Origin of the sequence: Levilactobacillus enshiensis (genome assembly GCF_007115095.1) — a bacterium.
In the GTDB taxonomy this organism is placed as follows: Bacteria; Bacillota; Bacilli; order Lactobacillales; family Lactobacillaceae; genus Levilactobacillus; species Levilactobacillus enshiensis.
The window spans coordinates 81,050-100,289 of record NZ_SULH01000013.1 but is presented as its reverse complement, the minus strand read 5'-3'; the positions used below and the strand labels follow the sequence as shown (position 1 = coordinate 100,289).

The 19,240-nt window shown below is 45.4% G+C and carries 18 protein-coding genes; 9 read left to right on the top strand and 9 right to left on the bottom strand.

Annotated features, from left to right (window positions below):
- Positions 1-58 precede the first annotated feature (58 nt).
- The 4 genes from FAY32_RS12375 (at position 59) to FAY32_RS12360 (ending at position 3,389) form a co-directional block, all read left to right on the top strand.
- Positions 59-865 carry a DUF5067 domain-containing protein gene (locus FAY32_RS12375; RefSeq protein ID WP_143463736.1) on the top strand — a complete coding sequence of 269 codons (807 nt, stop codon included), beginning with the start codon at positions 59-61 and terminating at the stop codon, positions 863-865.
- 70 nt (positions 866-935) lie between these two features.
- Positions 936-1,310 (top strand): hypothetical protein, encoded by a 375-nt coding sequence (locus FAY32_RS12370; RefSeq protein WP_143463735.1) that lies wholly within the window; start codon positions 936-938, stop codon positions 1,308-1,310.
- 144 nt (positions 1,311-1,454) lie between these two features.
- On the top strand, positions 1,455-2,033 hold the full coding sequence (locus FAY32_RS12365; protein WP_143463734.1) for an SHOCT domain-containing protein: 579 nt from the start codon (positions 1,455-1,457) through the stop codon (positions 2,031-2,033).
- A gap of 231 nt (positions 2,034-2,264) precedes the next feature.
- Positions 2,265-3,389, top strand: coding sequence for a site-specific integrase (locus FAY32_RS12360; RefSeq protein ID WP_143463733.1), 1,125 nt, complete (start codon positions 2,265-2,267; stop codon positions 3,387-3,389).
- A 198-nt stretch (positions 3,390-3,587) separates the two neighbouring features.
- Here the strand turns inward: FAY32_RS12360 and typA are convergent, their stop codons facing one another.
- The 8 genes from typA to pdhA all read right to left on the bottom strand — a co-directional run bounded on the left by typA (position 3,588) and on the right by pdhA (position 12,933).
- Complete coding sequence (gene typA, locus FAY32_RS12355; protein WP_143463732.1) at positions 3,588-5,432, bottom strand: translational GTPase TypA; 1,845 nt, start codon at positions 5,430-5,432, stop codon at positions 3,588-3,590.
- A 138-nt stretch (positions 5,433-5,570) separates the two neighbouring features.
- A complete protein-coding gene (locus FAY32_RS12350; protein ID WP_143463731.1) occupies positions 5,571-6,362 on the bottom strand; it encodes an inositol monophosphatase family protein in 792 nt (263 codons plus the stop codon).
- Positions 6,359-6,655 carry a UPF0223 family protein gene (locus FAY32_RS12345; protein WP_143463730.1) on the bottom strand — a complete coding sequence of 99 codons (297 nt, stop codon included), beginning with the start codon at positions 6,653-6,655 and terminating at the stop codon, positions 6,359-6,361. The genes FAY32_RS12350 and FAY32_RS12345 overlap by 4 nt, the downstream gene beginning before the upstream one ends.
- Before the next feature lie 2 nt (positions 6,656-6,657).
- Positions 6,658-7,560, bottom strand: coding sequence for a Rossmann-fold NAD(P)-binding domain-containing protein (locus tag FAY32_RS12340; protein ID WP_143463729.1), 903 nt, complete (start codon positions 7,558-7,560; stop codon positions 6,658-6,660).
- Positions 7,561-8,005: 445 nt separating this feature from the next.
- The gene (gene lpdA, locus FAY32_RS12335) at positions 8,006-9,433 is read right to left on the bottom strand and encodes a dihydrolipoyl dehydrogenase (RefSeq protein ID WP_143463728.1); all 1,428 of its coding nucleotides are present in this window, start codon (positions 9,431-9,433) and stop codon (positions 8,006-8,008) included.
- Positions 9,434-9,440: 7 nt separating this feature from the next.
- Complete coding sequence (locus FAY32_RS12330) at positions 9,441-10,763, bottom strand: 2-oxo acid dehydrogenase subunit E2 (RefSeq protein WP_143463727.1); 1,323 nt, start codon at positions 10,761-10,763, stop codon at positions 9,441-9,443.
- A gap of 74 nt (positions 10,764-10,837) precedes the next feature.
- Positions 10,838-11,815, bottom strand: coding sequence for an alpha-ketoacid dehydrogenase subunit beta (locus FAY32_RS12325; RefSeq protein ID WP_143463726.1), 978 nt, complete (start codon positions 11,813-11,815; stop codon positions 10,838-10,840).
- 2 nt (positions 11,816-11,817) lie between these two features.
- Complete coding sequence (gene pdhA, locus FAY32_RS12320; protein ID WP_143463725.1) at positions 11,818-12,933, bottom strand: pyruvate dehydrogenase (acetyl-transferring) E1 component subunit alpha; 1,116 nt, start codon at positions 12,931-12,933, stop codon at positions 11,818-11,820.
- Positions 12,934-13,216: 283 nt separating this feature from the next.
- On the opposite strand from pdhA, the gene def reads away from it, so the two are divergent.
- The gene (gene def / locus FAY32_RS12315; RefSeq protein WP_143463724.1) at positions 13,217-13,777 is read left to right on the top strand and encodes a peptide deformylase; all 561 of its coding nucleotides are present in this window, start codon (positions 13,217-13,219) and stop codon (positions 13,775-13,777) included.
- A gap of 278 nt (positions 13,778-14,055) precedes the next feature.
- Here def and FAY32_RS12310 read toward each other — a convergent pair whose 3' ends face one another.
- On the bottom strand, positions 14,056-14,553 hold the full coding sequence (locus FAY32_RS12310) for a hypothetical protein (protein ID WP_143463723.1): 498 nt from the start codon (positions 14,551-14,553) through the stop codon (positions 14,056-14,058).
- 202 nt (positions 14,554-14,755) lie between these two features.
- Here FAY32_RS12310 and FAY32_RS12305 point away from each other — a divergent pair, with 202 nt between their 5' ends.
- The 4 genes from FAY32_RS12305 (at position 14,756) to FAY32_RS12290 (ending at position 19,181) form a co-directional block, all read left to right on the top strand.
- A complete protein-coding gene (locus FAY32_RS12305) occupies positions 14,756-14,974 on the top strand; it encodes a DNA-directed RNA polymerase subunit epsilon (protein WP_048735845.1) in 219 nt (72 codons plus the stop codon).
- Positions 14,971-16,650: a ribonuclease J1 gene (gene rnjA, locus FAY32_RS12300; RefSeq protein ID WP_143463722.1), complete on the top strand. Its 1,680-nt coding sequence runs from the start codon at positions 14,971-14,973 to the stop codon at positions 16,648-16,650. The genes FAY32_RS12305 and rnjA overlap by 4 nt, the downstream gene beginning before the upstream one ends.
- 781 nt (positions 16,651-17,431) lie before the next feature.
- Positions 17,432-18,391 carry a diacylglycerol/lipid kinase family protein gene (locus FAY32_RS12295; protein WP_143463721.1) on the top strand — a complete coding sequence of 320 codons (960 nt, stop codon included), beginning with the start codon at positions 17,432-17,434 and terminating at the stop codon, positions 18,389-18,391.
- Positions 18,392-18,665: 274 nt separating this feature from the next.
- Entirely contained in the window at positions 18,666-19,181 is a 516-nt protein-coding gene (locus FAY32_RS12290) for an ATP-binding protein (RefSeq protein WP_143463720.1), read from the top strand.
- Positions 19,182-19,240 lie beyond the last annotated feature (59 nt).

Genomic DNA, 19,240 nt, shown 5'->3' with positions numbered 1-19,240 from the left:
TCGTCCAAAAACTGATAGACGTTAAAAGCTGTACATATTCATTAGGAGGAGAAACAACATGAAACATATCATTGTTAAGTCGTTGTTAATAACCAGTATGGTAGTGGGATCATCCATTCCTGCTAACAATGTATTTGCAAAGAAACATTCACTAAAAACACAACATCTATCCAGCCTCACCTTCAACAATTACCAAATGAAAGGTAAAGGAACTAAGGGTTCTAAGATTAGTGTTTATCATGGTAAGAATAAACTCGGGTCAACCACTATTAAGAAGTCTAAGTTTACGTTCAAGTGGTCTAAACTAAAGACTGTGAAAAATAACTGGAAGCTCAAAATCTCTGCAACGAAAAAGGGATACAAAAAAGCTACAGTCAATATGACTGTCTTTGTATCCTCAGCTAAAACTAAGACGCCAAAAGCAACATCAACCGTCACTAAAATTGTTCAACCTGTGAAAAAGACTGCCTATCTTTCTGGAAGCACATTATATACGGAGGAAGGAAACATTACGTTTGCTAACTCAGTTCGTGAATCAGATGGTGTTGATGGTACAAATTTACTAGTCTTCATGACTTACACCAACACAACCAACAAAATGCAAGATCTTAGCAGCATAGTTTACTATGATTGCACTCCAACTCAGAATTTAGGGGCCATTACTAAGGAATTAGATATCAGTAGCGTTGATATTGATTCTCAATATTACGACATGGCGCAGGTCATTGATGGCGAGGAATATGTCAATCCTGGTCAAACTGTTTCAACCGTAGCTGCTTGGACATTAGATAATCCAACCACTCCAGTTAAAATTGACCTACAAGCGCCTTCTGTCTACAAATCTTTGGGCAGTATTTCGTACTAAACCAACGGTCTGTATCGTCCAAAAAAGTTGATGACGTAAAAAGCTAATTACATAAGGGAGGTTGTTTTCTTTGAAAACGACAAAATTAGTAACTGGTATCATCATGATTATCTTCGCTGTCTTTATTTTCTTCCAGTCCATGGCTGTCGGTGTCGGTGACGCATTGGAAGGTGGAAAGCATGTCTCTGGAACATCTGGTATGTTCGTAGCTATTCTGTATCTCGCTTCTGGCATTGTTTATTTAGCCACTCGAAAAGCAGAAAAGATGGGTGGAGATATTGCTACTTTCGTTATGATGATTCTCGCTTGGATCATCGGCTTGTCTGATGTTGGCTTCTACACCGACTTACAAATCTGGGCTTGGTTAGCATTCATTATCGGAGTTGGCTTCTTCGTATGGCATATCATGGCTAATCGCAAACTTAAGCACATTAGCAACAACTAGCTTCTGTCTGGTGACTCTTCACGGTTCGATTCCGTGAAGAAGCGTTGCTTCAACCTGATTATATGAATCATGCTGTACAGAAATCATAACAAATGATTCTAAGTGATTCGTTGATTAAATTGCAATTGGAAGGATGTGCTTACATTGTCTGATCTCATCGGAATAGTTATATCCGTAGTCGTTTTTGCTGTTGGTGCACTGTACCCTTTTTACCTCTATGAACACTTAAGCATGATAGAACAAAGATTATTAACAGAGAACAAACGGTACAAAATTGCACTTACAACAACGGGGGTAATTATGCTTGGTGCGCTTATATACAGTGTGATAGCCCTTTATTACTTTCAGATTAAGGAAAACCATCCAACCCTTCTCACTGTGTCCCTGATAATAATTTTAGTAATTTATGCCATCGTAATGCTTTTAGATCAAAGAGAAAAAAATCAAGAAATTATTTTAATCCCTCGAAATGATGAAACCAGTTTAGCTAATTATCGACTCAGATCACGTCTTGATAACGATCACCTCACAGTTGAGAACCCTGTAACTGGAGGAATCATATCCATATCTTTTAGCAGCATTACCAACTACGAGTTAATAAAAGAACCAAAGAAAAGATCCAAAATACCTGCTGAATTACGGGAACTTAAAAGATTGCTTGATGACGGTGTAATTACTCCAGAAGACTTTGAAAAAGCAAAGAAAAAAATTCTTGGAATTTAATTGAGAAAATAACTTTCCACCGTCACATCAACGTTTCTTAGACATATGTATTTAATTCAGAAAATAAAAAAAGCGCACCCCCTACCCGCCAAGATAATGAGATGCGCTAACATATAAGCTCCAAGGGATAAGTACACCCTTTTTACATATTCAATTATAAATTAAAGGAGGTGATGCCACAAGTTTCTTCTAAGAATTGACGCTGCCCGCGCAATTAAAGGAGAATTTAAAATGAAACTAACAAAGGTAATCAAATACAATAACGTCTACTCTTACGTCACAAATAAAGGCACCCTCTACGCCTTTCGCTATCCTTACTATGATTCTCTTGGTAATCGGCACGAAAAGCAACAGCGGGGATTCAGTAGCCCCATGGCAGCACATAAAGCTGAACTTCAAGTTGAGATGCAAGTTGCAAATGATGAGCTATCCGCCTTGGAAAATTCAGATATAACCGTTAAGGAATGGTCCAAAAAATATTATGAAATGACCAAGGCAAAATGGCGGCCAAGTACCGAACAGCATTATCACGTTATCATAAATCGGTATGTCATCCCCTTAATTGGCGATAAAAAGCTCTCTAAGCTCAATCGAATGGAATACGAGTACCTTTTCATTGACCCTCAGCTAAAACACCTGAAATCTTCAACTGTTAAGACTTGTCATACGATGTTTATGGCAATTGTTAATTCAGCTGTAGCCAATGACGTTATCCCGCGCAATAGGCTACACGGTGTCAAGTTCAAGCCCACTCCTAAGAGGCGTGCGTTCAGTGAAACTGATCTTGCTAAAATAAACGACCAACTAAAACAATCATCTTTAGCTGACCACACCTTTTTCATGTTGCTTGAGCTGACGGGCATGCGCGATGGTGAAAGCTTGGGCTTGAAATGGAGTGACATAAATCTCAAAGACAAAACCATTTCCATCAAGCACTCACTTTCCGTTGGCGAGCTTGGTCCCACTAAAACGCCGGCCGGTGTCCGAACTATTTCAATTCCAGAAACGTTGGTTAAGTTGCTCAAGGAATATCGCTTGGATCGTAAAAAGGTGGGTATGAAACGTGGAAAAATTGTTGGCAGAAACAGCTTCGTGTTTACCTTCAAAAAAGATATCATGTACAAGCACTTCAAGACTCTACTAGAAAATGCCAACGTTGAAAAAGATAAATACGTTGTCTACAGTTTTCGGCATACTCATGCTACCTTGCTCATTGGAGCCGGGGTAAGTCCAGTCGATGTGGCTAAAAGACTAGGCCATTCTGACCCATCAGTGACGCTAAAAAATTATGCGCATGCTATCGAGGGGAACGACCAAAAAGATGCTGAACTTTTTGCTAAAATTGCCAACGTTTAGAGCTGTGGGAGATTCTGTGGGAGATTTTTAAACAAAAAGCGTCAACCCACTGATACCAACGGGTTGACGCTTATGTTTTACGATTTGAGAATGTTTATATTATAGCATAGCTCCCTAGCAATTTTACGACAAAAAAACCGGCAGGACACGTGGTTAACCCACTTATCCTACCGGTAAAGATTCATTTAAAATTTAGGTTTACTTCCGAGCAGCAGTCTTCCGCTTCTTGGCAGCCTTTTCCCGTTCGCTCGTGTTCAAGATTTGCTTCCGCAGACGAACATGGTCTGGCGTGATTTCACAGTATTCATCTTCGTTGATGAATTCAAGAGATTCTTCCAGAGACATCTTCAATGGCGTCTTAACCTTGGCAATATCTTCTGAACCAGCGGCACGGACGTTGGTTTGGTTACGACCACGCGTGATGTTGACAGAAATGTCGTTATCACGGCTGTTTTGGCCGATAATCATCCCTTCGTAAACTTCAGTCCCAGCTTCAGTAAAGATCGTTCCACGGTCTTGAACGGCCATGATAGCGTAAGTCGTTACCTTACCAGAGTTGATTGAAACCAGAGTCCCGTTGTGACGACCAGGGTTCCAGTTCTTAATAACTGGCAGATACTTCGAGAACGTGTGGTTCATGATCCCGTATCCACGAGTCAAGGACAAGAATTCAGTTGAGTAACCAATCAACCCACGTGATGGGGCCAAGAAAGTCAACCGAGTTTGACCGTTACCAACGGCCTCCATGTTCTTCATTTCACCCTTCCGTTGAGAAAGTGTGTCAATGATTGAACCGGTATATTCGTCAGGCGTATCGATCTGCACAGATTCGAATGGTTCGCAACGAACGTTATCGACTGTTCTGTAGATAACTTCTGGACGAGAGGCTTGTAATTCGTAACCTTCACGACGCATCGTTTCAATCAAGATGGACAAGTGAAGTTCACCACGACCAGAAACGACCCAGGCACCAGGATTGTCGGTGTCATCAACACGCAAGGAAACGTCAGTATGCAATTCACGCTTCAAACGTTCTTCGATTTGACGAGACGTTACAAACTTACCTTCACGACCAGCAAATGGTGAGTCGTTGGTCCGGAAAGTCATTTGCAGCGTTGGTTCGTCAATCCGCAGAACTGGTAGTGGTTCCAACGTGTCAGGAGCAACAACTGTTTCCCCAACGTTGATTTCTTCCATCCCGGAAACGGCAATCAAGTCACCAGCTTTGGCTTCCTTGATTTCCAAACGCTTCAAACCGAAGAAACCAAATAACTTGGTAACTCGGAAGTTTTGTTTCGTACCGTCAAGCTTCATAACCGTAACGCTGTCGCCGACTTTGATCTTACCCCGGAAAATCCGGCCGATCCCAATCCGACCAACGAAATCGTTGTAGTCCAGCATGGCAACTTGGAATTGTAAAGGTTCATCTGTGTTGTCGATTGGTGCTGGAATGTGCTTAACAATGGTGTCAAAGACTGGCTTCATGGTGTGTTCTTGCGTGTCGAGTTCTGGCTCGTAGCTAGAAGTCCCGTTCATAGCAGAAGCGTAAACCACTGGGAAGTCCAGTTGGTCTTCGTCAGCACCTAATTCGATGAAGAGGTCCAAGACTTCGTCAACAACTTCGCTAGGGCGTGCGCCTTCACGGTCAACCTTGTTGATAACAACGATTGGCGTTAAGTGTTGGTCTAAGGCTTTCTTCAAAACGAAACGGGTCTGAGGCATCGTACCTTCGTAGGCGTCAACAACTAATAAAACGCCATCAACCATGCGCATGATCCGTTCAACTTCACCACCGAAGTCGGCGTGTCCTGGGGTATCCAAGATGTTAATTTGCTTGTCACCGTACCGCACAGCGGTGTTCTTGGACAAGATCGTGATGCCCCGTTCTTTTTCGATAGCGTTTGTATCCATGGCACGGTCCTCGATTGACGCATGCTCATCCAACGTATCGGATTGTTTTAACATTTCGTTAACTAGGGTCGTCTTCCCGTGGTCAACGTGGGCAATGATGGCAATGTTGCGGATATCATCTCTGATTTTCAAGTGTATTTCTTCCTTTCGTGCTTGGTGAAATTAGATGGATCACGGCATGCTTACCTCAGTAAGTACGCTTATTGTAGCTTTTCTAGCTGGTAAAGTCCATCCGTACCAGCCAGCCGCATAAAAAAACTGTGACAGGTGTCACAGTGAGACGTCATCTTCTTCAATTTGGAGAATATCACGTTGCGCTTTTTCCGTCGCTACTAGTACAAGGTTAGATGATAGCATATTCAGCGGCTGGCCGTCAATAGTTGAGACCCGAACACCCAAGGTATTCAGTAAAACTTGTCCCGCTGCGAAGTCCCAAGGCTTGAGATGTGAAATATAGCCCAGGGTCTTTCCTCGCAACACATTAATCATTTCAATCCCGGCACTGCCGTAGATTCTCATCCCCGCACTGGCGTGAACTATTGTCTGCATGTGCGCCACGTCATGGATGACCAAGGGACCACTTGCGCCAATCAATCCGTCACGTAAAGCCAAATTAGCCGGCGCTTTAACGGGTTCTTGATTGGCCCAGACACCGCCAAGTTGTGGTCCACCATGATACAAGACGTCACGCATCACATCATAGATGTAGCCCAACTGGCCGACACCATCCTGGTAGATACCGATCATCATGGCGAAGTTATCTTGCTGTTTAACAAAATTCATGGTGCCATCAATGGGATCAACAATCCAAACGCGACCTTGAACATCCGTCAACTGATCCCCAAAACCTTCTTCACCCAACACCTTAGCATTGGGATCAATTCGGCGAATACCCGTAATCAAAAACTGCTCATTACCCTTATCGACGTTGGTAACTAAGTCTTTGCGTCCGGTCTTCTCATCAACGGTCAAGGGATCCCGCATTTTCTCCAAGACACGTTGCCGGGCTTCCTTTAACAATGCTGTAACGTCTTGATCCAACTGTTGCCAATCCAAACTCATGACCTTGTCGTCCCTTTCATCTTGACCTGACCATCCTGCTGACGCGCTTGCTTCATGGTACGATAAATGCTGTAGCCAGAAACCGCTTCAAACTCTTGATCGATGTTCTTTTCTTCAAATTTTTGAGGTACAATCGTTTGAAATTTCCGGTAAGCCGCAATAAGCTCTGCCGCTTGAACACCCTGTGACCGCTCATAGGCTGCTTCTATCAATTGATAAAATGTCGTGACCGTCACGATCTCTGCCGTTGTCCAATCCGCACGCAACGGATAGGCATAATCTTCTTCCGCCATCGCTATTTTCCCTCCGTTTGTTGATTTTCAATCGTCTGAATCGTCGTCTGTAACTCTGCCGTTTGGGCGGCATAATCCTGTTGTTCATCTTCCGATAAAGCCAATGGCATGAGGTCCTTGACTCCATTTTTGGCTATCAGTACCGGTGCAGCCGCCGCAAACCCGAGTTCTTCGGGATAAACGTGGGTCACCGCCGCAATAACGGGTTGATTCTCCACAGCCGCTTGGAGTAAGTGAATCAACGCCAAGAAACGTAACGTCACTTGCTGTTCCCCCGCCTCACGTGCCAACCAAGTGCCCATCTTGGACAAATCATCCGCACCAAACTTAGCATCTGCATTGGCTAAATACATTAAAAGTGGTGTCGGTCCAATGGCCGTCCGACTCCAGGCCACGATTGGCGCACTCGCTGTTCCCACAACGGTCGCTTGCACCGTTGAATGACCAACATGCAGGCGTTCTGCTAGTCGGGCTGTTATCAGCCGTGCCAACGGATACGTGCCGAGTCCCCAAATTTGTTGACGTGGAAACCCAGAAAATTTCCAAGCAAAATACGTCAAGATCTCATCCTGACGGCCACAGAAAATCAATTGGCCGCCAAAGCCATTCTCAACGATTCTATTCATCAGGAGCCGCAGTTCCGCCACACGCTCATTCGCTGGCGTCTCTACCGAATCCCGGTCCAAGACAACTAACCAAGTCGCCTGGCCATAATCTGCCGTTGTTCCCACGCGAATCGTCAAATGTGGACACACCGCACTTGCAACCACCAAGGGTTGGTAACGTGGTGTGTCATCAGTCGTATTCGGCATGATGACGCAATCAAGTGGCAAATCCGCTACTAGTAATTGTTGCAGTAATTGATTTGCTTGATCAAAGTTCCCCTGAATCAATAACGTTGGCATCTTGATGACCTCCTCTTTCAAGCTAAAGCCTGTTTTCTCCGTAATAACTGGCCAGTGGCCACCCCATTGGGATCCCTTAGCCACTGGTTATGATGCTGAAATACCGTGCCATATCCACGTGCGTCGCGCTCTTCAATCCCACGCGAATACCGTCATAGCTCCATTATAAGTGAACGGTTGGGGATAGCAAGCCGTAACCGTTATCTTTAAGGTTCTGTTCGGTACCAGTTCTAAAACAGACTGGTTTTTCTGTCCAGCCTGTTAAAACATGGCGCTACGAGCCGATTTTATGCCCCCTTATCCCGCACTTTTCTCGTGAAGCCCTGCTTAAAGACCGGTGACATCGCTGCCAGATACAGCACCCAATGATGTCTGTCACGCATATCGCCACAAAAAAGGACCCCCGCCCGCAAGCAGAGATCCTTTTTTAAGTTCAATAGTCGCTTTAGAGATGTGTTGGGAAGCCCAGCGCAATGTCCGCAGCTTCTTGAATTGGTTCGTTTAACGTTGGGTGTGGGTGAATCGTCAAAGCAACGTCTTCAACGTTCAAACCGTCGTTAACGATGATTGAGAGTTCACCAGCCATCGTGCTGGCTTCAGGGCCAACCGCTTCGGCACCAACGATATTCTTGTTGTCGTCATCCGTGTAGATGAACCGAACAAAACCATCTGGTGCGTCCAAGGAAACAGCCCGAGCGTTCCCAGCAAATGGGAACTTCGCAGTCTTAACCTTGATACCCTTGTCCTTGGCAGCAGCCTCGCTGTAACCAACTGTAGCGATTTCAGGATCGGAGAAGCAAACCGCTGGAACACTTAACCAGTCATTAGCTGTCTTCTTACCAGAGATTGCGCCAGCGGCAGTCTTAGCTTCAGCAAAGGCCTTGTGAGCCAATGCAGCACCAGGAACAACGTCACCAACGGCCCAGATGTGTTCTGAGGCAGTCCGACCTTGGTTATCAACTTCGATTTGACCATGGTCGTTCAACTTAACCTTGGTGTATTCCAAGCCTAAGTCATCAGTGTTTGGCCGACGACCAACGGTGACCATGCAGTAGTCAGCCTTGATCGTAGATTCCTTGCCGTCAACGGCATAGGTTACACTGACACTCTTGTCGTCTTGCGTAGAACCCTTAGCCATAGCGTTGGTGATAACATCAACGCCCTTCTTCTTTAGCTTCTTCAAGACAACGGCAACCATGTCCTTTTCGAAGTTAGGCAGAATTGACTTCGTTCCTTCGATGATCGTTACGTGAGCGCCTAAGCTAGCGTATGCACCAGCTAATTCGGTTCCGACATAACCCCCACCAATAACAACGAATTCTTTAGGAATTTCAGGTAAGCTCAAGCCACCAGTAGAATCGATAACCCGACCATCAAATTTGAAGCCAGGGATTTCGATTGGGTGCGACCCGGATGCAATAATAATGTTATTGTACTCGAAAGTCTGGCCCGTATCAGTGGACATGAATTGCTTTTCGCCCGTAGGCATTACCCGTAATTGGGTGTCACTTAAGAAGACCGCTTCCCCGTTAACAATGTCAACGTGGTGCTTCTTCATCAGCATCTTAACGCCGCTGGTCATCCGATCAACAACCTTAGTCTGCTTCCAGTCTTGCGTCTTCTTAAAGTCAATAACGGCTGATTCCGTAGAAATTCCGTAAGTCGAACCGTCTTTGGCTTGTTCCAACCGGTGACCCGCTTGAATTAAGGCCTTAGAAGGAACACAGCCAACGTTTAAGCAGACACCACCAAGCGTATCGGATTTTTCGACTAAAGTGACCTTTTGGCCTAATTCAGAAGCCCGAATTGCGGCAACGTAGCCGCCGGGTCCGGCACCGATGATGACGGTGTCCTTTTTTTCAACATCTGCCATATTTTTCCTACCCTTCCATTAACAGTAATTCTGGATCATGAAGCAATGCCTTGAACTTGTTCAAAACATTTTGAGCTAAGGCGCCATCGATCAAACGGTGGTCGTAACTCAAGGAAATCTTCAACATCCGGCCAACAACAATGTCACCATCGTCGTTAACGTAAGGTGCCTTTTCGATTCGGCCAACACCTAAGATAGCAACTTCAGGTTGGTTGATAACTGGTGTGAACCAGCCACCACCAATTGAGCCAACGTTACTGATGGTAATTGAACCACCGGCCATGGAAGCAGGACTCAACTTGTTGTCGTAAGCAGCTTGGGTGTTTTCACTAATTTCCTTAGCGATTTCAAACATACCCTTGGAATCGGCAGCCTTGATGTTTGGTACATAAAGACCATCATCAGTGTTGGTAGCGATACCAATATTGTAGTAGTGCTTGTAGACAATTTCCTGAGTCGTGTCATCGATGGAAGCATTCAATTCAGGGAATTCCTTCATAACAGCAACCAATGCCTTAACCATGTAAGGTAAGAAGGTCAAGTGAATGCCCTTATCAGCAGCGGCTTGCTTGTACTTCTTCCGGTTAGCCATTAAAGCAGAAACTTCAACTTCATCAAATGAGGTAACATGTGGGGCAATGTCCTTGGAAGCACGCATGCTCTTAGCAATAATCTTCCGCATAGGTGACATTGGTTCACGAGTTTCCAGATCTGGTTGGTCAGACTTCCAAGGCTTGATAGCTTGGCCAGTAGTGGCTTTGCCTTCAGAAGCGGCAGCAGCTGGCGCAGCAGCGGCTGCAGGAGCAGCGGCACCGTTAAAGTTATCGATGTCAGCCTTCAGAATTTGACCATGGTTCCCAGTTGGGGCAACCAAAGTAATGTCAACGCCCTTGTCCCGTGCGTATTGACGAACGGAAGGCATTGCCAAAACTAACTTATTCGGGTCAGAAGCAGCTGGAACACCAGTAGGCGCAGCGGCTGGAGCTGGGGCAGCAGCAGGTGCTGGGGCAGCAGCTGGTTCTGGAGCAGCTTCTTCAGCTGGGGCAGCAGCGGCTTCATCCCCACCCTTACCTAAGTCAGGTGGCGTATCTGAACCGTCATCAATCACAATCAGTGGGTCGCCAATTTCAACGGTGTCCCCTTCTTGTGCAACAATTTGTGAAATAGTGCCATCAACTGGTGATGGTAATTCCGAAACAGACTTATCGTTTTGGATTTCGACTAACGTGTCGTCTTCCTTAACAGTGTCTCCTTCTTTAACAAGCCATGAAGAAATTTCACCTTCGGCCATTCCTTCACCAAGCTCAGGGAGTTTGAACGTATAAGCCATGGGAAAACTTCCTTTCTTTCATCTAATGCAGGATGTCTCCCACATCGTTTTTTATCGTTTAATTTAGATTTAAATTAGTAGTTAACGATTTCGCGTACCTTGGCTTCAATGTCATCGGCATTTGGAATCCAGTCATTTTCAGCTTGGGCAAATGGGTAAACACTATCTGGTGCAGCTACCCGGCCGATTGGGGCGTCCAAGGACATGATCTTTTCTTCAGCAATGTCAGATGCCACAACGGCACCAACACCAGCCATCCGCTGTGCTTCTTGAACGATAACAACCTTGTGGGTCTTATCAACAGAAGCAAAGACAGTATCCGTGTCAATTGGTGACAGAGAACGTAAGTCAATCACTTCAGCAGAGATGTTATCCTTTGCCAAAGCATCAGCAGCAGCTAAGGATTCGTTAACTTCAGCACTGTAAGCAACAATCGTGACATCAGTACCTTCACGAACAACCTTGGCAGTGTCTAACGGAACCGTGTACTTTTCATCTGGAACTTCATCCTTCATTGAACGATAAAGCTTCAAGTTTTCCATGAACAGAACTGGATCGTCGCTTTCAACAGCGGAGATTACTAAGCCCTTAGCATCGTATGGGTTAGCAGGTGTTACAACCCGCAGACCTGGGGTGCTAACGAAGTAGTTTTCCAAGTTGTCGGCGTGCATTTCAGCGGTATGGGTCCCACCACCAAATGGTGTCCGTACAGTAACAGGGAAGTTCTTTTGGCCACCGAAACGGTAGTGATCACGAGCCAATTGCCCAACAATCCCATCCATTGCTTCGAACGTAAAGCCCATGAATTGGATTTCAGGAATTGGGCGCCAACCCGTTAAGGATAAACCAATAGCTAATCCAAGAATCCCAGATTCAGCTAATGGCGTATCGAAAACCCGGTCTTCGCCGTACTTGTCTTGTAAATCAACAGTTGTCCGGAACACACCACCGTTTTTACCAACGTCTTCACCGAAGATCAACGTCTTAGGATCGTCTTTCAAAACTTGATCCAGACCAGAAGTGATCGCTTTGATATACGTCATTTTAGCCATGATTACTTCGACTCCTTTGCTTCGAATTCTGCAATTTGCTTCTTAACAGCTGGAGTAGGCACATTGTAAGTCCACTTCAAGAAGTCAGAAACCTTTTGTGCAGGTGCTGCTTCAGCTTCCTTCATTGCTTCCTTAAATTCGTCTTTGTATTCGTCGACTAACTTGTCTTCTTGATCTTGTGACCAAACGCCCTTGTCAGTTAAGACCTTCCGTAAACGAATCAGTGGATCAGCATCGAACCAAGGCTTTTCTTCTTCCTTAGTCCGGTAACGAGAAGGATCATCACCAGCAGAGGAGTGAGCGCCGTAACGGTAAGTCAATGTTTCAATGACGACTGGACCATTCCCGGCTGCGGTAAATTCACGAGCTGCTTTAGAAACTTCGTGAACGGCCACGATATCCATCCCATCAACTTGGACGGAAGGAACACCCATGGCAACGGCCTTTTGTGCCAACGTTTCAGCTGCGGTTTGCTTGTAACGTGGTACGGAAATTGCCCAACCATTGTTTTGAACGAAGAAGACAGCTGGTGCTTGGAAAGCACTGGCAAAGTTAACCCCTTCGTACCAGTCACCTTGTGATGTCCCACCATCACCGGTGTAAACGAAGGCAACGCGGTCTTCATCGCCGTTCTTCTTAATCCCTAAAGCAACACCGGCGGTTTCAACGTATTGCGCGCCAATGATGATTTGTGGGAATAACATGTTTGGATTTTCATGTTGATTGCCTTCAACATGACCTTTGGACCATAAGAAACCTTTTGCAACGGTAGTCCCGTGTTGAATCATTTGTGGCAAATCACGGTAAGCTGGTAATAAGAAGTCTTGTTGCTTAAATGCAGTAACACTTCCCATTTCACTAGCTTCCTCACCGGCAGTTGGAGCATAGAAACCGAGGCGACCCTGACGGGAGAAGTTCATTGTTTGTTCGTGTAACGTACGCTCCCAAACCATTTTCTTCATGAAGTCAACAAGTTGGTCATCTGAATATTTTGCCAACGTGTCTGGATCAACGACCTTGCCTTCACGATCGATGACTTGAACCGGGTGCTTATATGGGTCAGCCATCGTAGCTTTGATCTTGGCAAAGTCTACAATCTGTTTGCTTCCATTAGCCATAAGTAACACTTTCCTTTCACTTGATATGAAATTGTTAACTAGAGTGAGTTAACGTTGCGTTTCCTGACTACGTTTATAAAGTACCATTTTTTCAGAAGCCATGCAAGCCCTTTCATACGGACAGATAAAGGGATTAGGCTAAATCCCTACGGCGCGTTGTGATTTTTTAGTTTCCACTTTTTTTGAAAATAGAAACCGTTTTCTTTTCATTTCATTTCTCCTAGTGGGTATGTTAAAATGAATGGTAACTAACAATATTTTTATTTTTGCGGAGGTAATGCTTTTGTTTCTCATGAAAGATATTGTCCGCGACGGTGATCCCGTCTTGCGACAAGAAGCAGCAGACGTGACTTTCCCTCTCTCAGAGGAAGATCAACAGCTCGCTAAAGACTTAATGGAATATTTGGTGGTCTCTCAGGACCCCGAACAATGTAAGAAATATGGGTTACGGGCCGGCGTTGGCTTAGCTGCGCCTCAAGTTGGCGTCTCCAAGAAGATGGCCTCCGTCTTGGTTCCACCGACGGAAAAAGATGGCAAATCACCCTTTACCGACGTCATCATCAATCCCGTTATCGTCTCCGAATCCGTTCAGGAAGGCGCTTTGACTGAAGGTGAAGGTTGTCTATCCGTCGACAAAGACGTTCCTGGCTTCGTTCCCCGTCACGATCGCATCACCTTACGCTACTATGATGTGAACGGCGAAAAGCACCAATTGCGTTTAAAGAACTACCCAGCCATCGTCTGCCAACACGAAATCGATCATTTACACGGCATGCTCTTCTATGATCACATCAACAAAGACCAGCCGTTTGCACGTGACGATGACATGATTATGATTGAGTAATTTATGTACAACTTTTGTGTAACCACGCTGATTATTTTCAGATAGCTTACAACTATAGTAGGTAAGTAAACTTCCCTACCGTTTTGCAGGTAGGCCCCCTAACAACTCGTCTTCGGGGTGAACTTGCGTAAGTTTTCACTCAACCAGTTGGTCGCTTGTTAAAAAGTAGGCATCGTCATCAAATTCCCTTAGGGGACAATTGATGACGATGCCTATTTTCAATAGTAGAACTCTTTTTAAAGCGAAAAGATAACCCTGTTTCTTCCATATATAGTGCATCATTTCACAGCAGGATCATTTAACTTCTTGAGGTCTTTTAAATATTCAACCGTTGACTCATTCATCAAATTAGCCACATCCACATGCAGGTGGCCTTCGTAGACCCAGATATCGCTGACAACAAATGCCGATCCCGCAACGACCGCTTTGACCTGGTGATCCGCACTAAAACTGGCGAGGGCGTCATTAAAAGCCGCTTCAAGTTCTGGTAGCCGGCGTTCCGTATCGATACCACTGGGCATGGTGTATTCAAAAGCCATGACGCCCCGGCCCCACACATCGGCGACCGTTTCCGTTGGCTGCAACACACACTCATCTTCTGACAAAACATCGTCATTCACTAATCGCTGCAGGGCCGCCTTCACCGCCACGTCCGTGTCATCTTCTGCAGAGCGCCGCACCATTCGTGTCGCTCGCTGAACAATCATCCGACGAATCATTTCATAAATTATAAAGGCAATGATGATGCCAATAATGACTTCCACTATTAGAGCCATGGCGTCTCCTCCGTTCACTTCACGCTAGTTTAATCATAGCATGTTTTGTCGTCTAGGGGTACTTCTATACAAGTGGCTGAAATTATGCTAAAATTGTGCTAATTGTTGTGTAAGCAACCCGCAGTTCGGCAGGACATAAATAATTCGCTGTTCACTCACGATTAGCGAGTTAAATCGTTTAAAATTAAAAGGAGTTTTGTCTGTGATTTACAAAGTCTATTACCAAAATGATAAAAAGCGGAATCCTAAGCGCGAGGATACCCATTCACTTTACCTAGAAGCCCCAACAGAAGTTGAAGCCCGGGCATTAGTGGAAGCTCATACGGAACACAATATCGAATTCATCGAAGCCATCGAAGGTAAAACATTGGCTTACGAACAAGAGAATCCGAATTACAAATTAACGGAGTTCAATGAATGAACAAGTTAAACGTCAAAAATAACGAAGCCGCTATCTTTGGCGTGGGTGGACTTGGTGAAATTGGGAAAAACACTTACGGCATCCAATTTCAGGACGAAATTATCCTGATTGATGCCGGAATTAAGTTCCCCGAAGACGAGTTACTGGGAATCGACTATGTCATTCCAGATTATCAATACCTCGTTGAAAACCAAGCCAAAATCAAGGCGCTTGTGATTACCCACGGCCATGAAGATCATATTGGCGGTATTCCTTATTTATTAAAGGCACTCAACGTCCCTGTTTACGCAGGGCCGCTCGCCTTGGCACTGATCAAGAACAAGCTTGAAGAACACGGATTACTTAAATCGACTGAACTACACACAATTGACGATGACACTGTGCTCAAATTTCGGAAGATGAGTGTCACCTTCTTCCGGACCACCCACTCGATTCCTGATACCTTAGGTGTCGCAGTTCATACCCCGGTCGGTACGATCGTGGAAACGGGGGACTATAAGTTCGACTTAACCCCTGTTACGAACCAGCCGCCTGATCTACAAAAGATGGCTAAGCTGGGTGAAGAAGGCGTTCTGTGCTTGATGTCTGATAGTACGAACGCTGAACGGCCAATCTGGACCAAGTCGGAAAAATGGGTCGGTAAATCGATTCGACGGATTTTTGACCAAGTTGAAGGTCGGGTTATCTTCGCCACCTTCGCTTCCAACATCTCACGGATTGAAACGGCTTGTGAAACGGCGCTGGCCCACGGACGGAAAATTGCCGTCTTCGGTCGGTCCATGGAAGCAGCCATCGTTAACGGTCGGGAATTAGGTTATCTCAACATTCCCGATGACGCACTAGTTGATGCCAACGCTATTCGTTCCCTCCCTGCTGACAAGGTCATGATTCTATGTACCGGCTCACAAGGGGAACCAATGGCCGCCTTATCACGAATCGCAAACGGTACCCACCGGCAAATTTCCATTCAGCCCGGTGATACGGTCGTCTTCTCCAGCAACCCGATCCCTGGGAACACCATTTCGGTCAACCGGGTCATCAACGAACTAGAAGAAGCCGGCGCCAACGTTATTCATGGTAAGGTCAACAACATTCACACATCTGGTCATGGTGGTCAAGAAGAACAAAAGTTAATGCTGCGACTCATGCAGCCTAAGTTCTTTATGCCCATTCACGGTGAGTACCGGATGTTAAAGATTCATACGGAACTCGCTGAACAATGCGGTGTGCCGTTGGATCACAGTTTCATCTTACAAAACGGGGATGTCCTGGCCTTAACGCAGGACTCTGCCCGGGTTGCGGGTCACTTCACCGCCGGAGACGTCTACATTGACGGATCTGGTATCGGTGATATTGGCAACGTTGTGTTACGTGACCGCCAACTCTTGTCCGAAGAAGGACTTGTCGTTGTCGTTGCCACTATCGATTTGAAGAATCAGGAAATTAAAGCGGGTCCTGACCTACTGTCACGTGGATTCGTCTACATGCGCGAATCTGGTGAACTTCTCAATGAGGGTCGCCGCCGCGTCTTCCAGACGATTCGGCGGGCTATGCGTAACCCGAAGGCTACCGAAGCTTCGATTCGCAATGCGGTCATTGATGATCTGCAAAACTTCCTGTTTGAAAAGACGGAACGTCACCCAATGATTTTACCTATGTTTATCATGACTAAGTAAAGTTGGTTAAAGGAGTCTGAGCCTTGCGCTCGGGCTCCTTTTTAAATTTTACAGCTAAAGAAAGTGCCAAATTACGGCTCATATCTGTTCTTCCGATGACAGTGACCCTAAAAGTCGGCAACTCGGTGGTCTATTCGCCTTACCGGCCGGCGGATATGGGCTGGATTAGTGCGAACGACGCGCCTGAGTCCATATCTGCCGACCTCTCGGCTTACATTGTACGCTCAGACAACTCTGAGAATAACCGTAACGGTCGTTATCAGTCGAATCCAAAAATGACAAGTAGCTGTGGTCTACAGCCGTTGTCTTGATAGAACACCGTCCGCGCCGGAGGAGGCCAGGGATGGCCCCAGCCGTGAAAGTAGTATTAGCTGGCTACGAATTTTTAGCCAGCTTACAGCACAGGCGACTTTGGAGACACGTGATTTTTCGTGGCTTCAAATCGAGTGAGAAGACTGGTGTTCTTTCAGTCTGAAACGTCCCCCACAGCACGTGGAATCTCTGACAGCCGGAGTGCGCCCAATTTAGCCTAATTTAACGGTGCGACTGTTGACCCACACTGAGATGAGGCCTGAATTTTATCTAGTTTTACAGCTTAGTAACCTGTTTCAGGGAATCTCATTCAGCTAGTAACGTTAATTAACCGTCTTCTGGTTGCCGTTCATTTTACACAATTCCTGTATAATTTCTTACAACCAAGGAAAGTTCTGCCGGAATCACTAGGCACCACTAAAGTTTTCGTTTATAATGAAAAGGATTAAATTTTGAGAGGAGCAGTACGGTGAGTGTCCAGTTCTATATTATACTAAACGAGCACGCAGGAAGTGGCCGCGCCGGTACACTGTGGCCAGAAATCAAAGAGCAGCTCGATGCCGCCCAGGTCTCCTACCAGCTAGCAATTTCGGAATACCCGAATCATGCCGTTCTTTTGAGCGAACAATTTGCCAAACGAATTCCGGATGATTCCCACCAAAACTGGGTCGTCATGGCCGTCGGTGGTGATGGCACGTTGCACGAAGCCATCAATGGCTTGACACAATTGCCACGCCAGCACCCCATCCCTGTGACCTACTTGCCAATTGGTTCCGGTAATGATTTTGCCCGGGGGGCTGGCATGGCCCTGAAATGGGAAGATGCCCTGAAACAGATTATTCAGTGCACCCACGCGACCGACTACGACATCGGCAGTTACGACGAAACGATCAAGCAGGAACGCGGCGTTTTCACGAACAATTTAGGCATTGGCTTCGATGCCGCCATCATTTCACAGGCCAATCAATCTAAGGCCAAGGTTTGGCTCAACAAGCACCATTTGGGCTCCTTGTCCTATTTAGCGTCGGCACTTGATGTTTATTACAACCAAACAGGGTTCACCCTCACCGTTCACGTGGGTAATCAACGGGATATCTATCCCAATGCCTTCCTCGTGACGACGACCAGTCATCCCTACTTTGGTGGTGGTGTTGGGATTGCACCAGGCGCAACAATTACGGATCATAAGCTACACCTAGTCGTCATTGAAAAGCCTCACTTCTTCAAATTAATTTGGCTGGCCTTGCGTTTAGCATTTAAGCGTCATTTAACGTCTAAGGCCGTTCACTACTATCAGGCTACCCAAGTCCATTTAACTGTCCCGGCTATCGAATACGGGCAATTAGACGGTGAAGAAATGGGTGGTCGGTTCTTTGACGTCTACATTGGGGTCAAATCCTATCCTTTCTGGTTCGATATCACCATTTAACCAATATAAATAACTAGTTTCGGATGTGACTTTCAGTGATGAGGGTCACATTTTATTTTATCGAAAGTATGATCAAACAGTTTATTGATGGCATTCAGCCAACTATTAAAATAATGCAACTTGACCGAGAAAGTAGTCTAAGTGTTATTGTTAATCTGAAAGGAAAGATATTGAGGCCCTCTGAATGAGCTAAACTAACTAATAAGATTTACCTGTATTTATTAATATTCAGAGGGTCTCACTCGCTTAGAAATTGTGGAGGTGTCTGAGAAATATGATTGTTCTAATCGCTGGCGCATCACACACCGGCAAAACGGAACTTGCGCAAAAGTTGCTGGAGAAGTATCACTATCCGTACCTATCAATCGACCACCTAAAAATGGGATTGATCCGCAGTAGAAATACAGCGCTTACGCCAACCAGCGATGATCAGGATCTCATCGCATATTTATGGCCTATTGTCCGTGAAATCATTAAAACGGCCATCGAAAACCAACAAAATCTTATCGTTGAAGGGTGTTATATTCCTTTTGACTGGTCACTGGATTTTGAAAGCAACTATCTGAACAATATCAAATACTATTGTCTTGTAATGAGCCGCGATTATATTATTAATCATTTTGACGATATCAAAAAATATGCCAATGTTATCGAAAATCGCCTTGACGATGAAGATTGCACTTTGAAAAGCGTTTTGAATGATAATGCACAGGCATTAGAACTTGCGAAAAAATATAAAGTTAATTATGAATTGATTGATGACCAGTATGAAATTGATATTGACTTGTGACAATATGGTTTTTGCCGCCCATTTCAACGATGTCCATTCAGCGTACAGAAAGAGCCTGA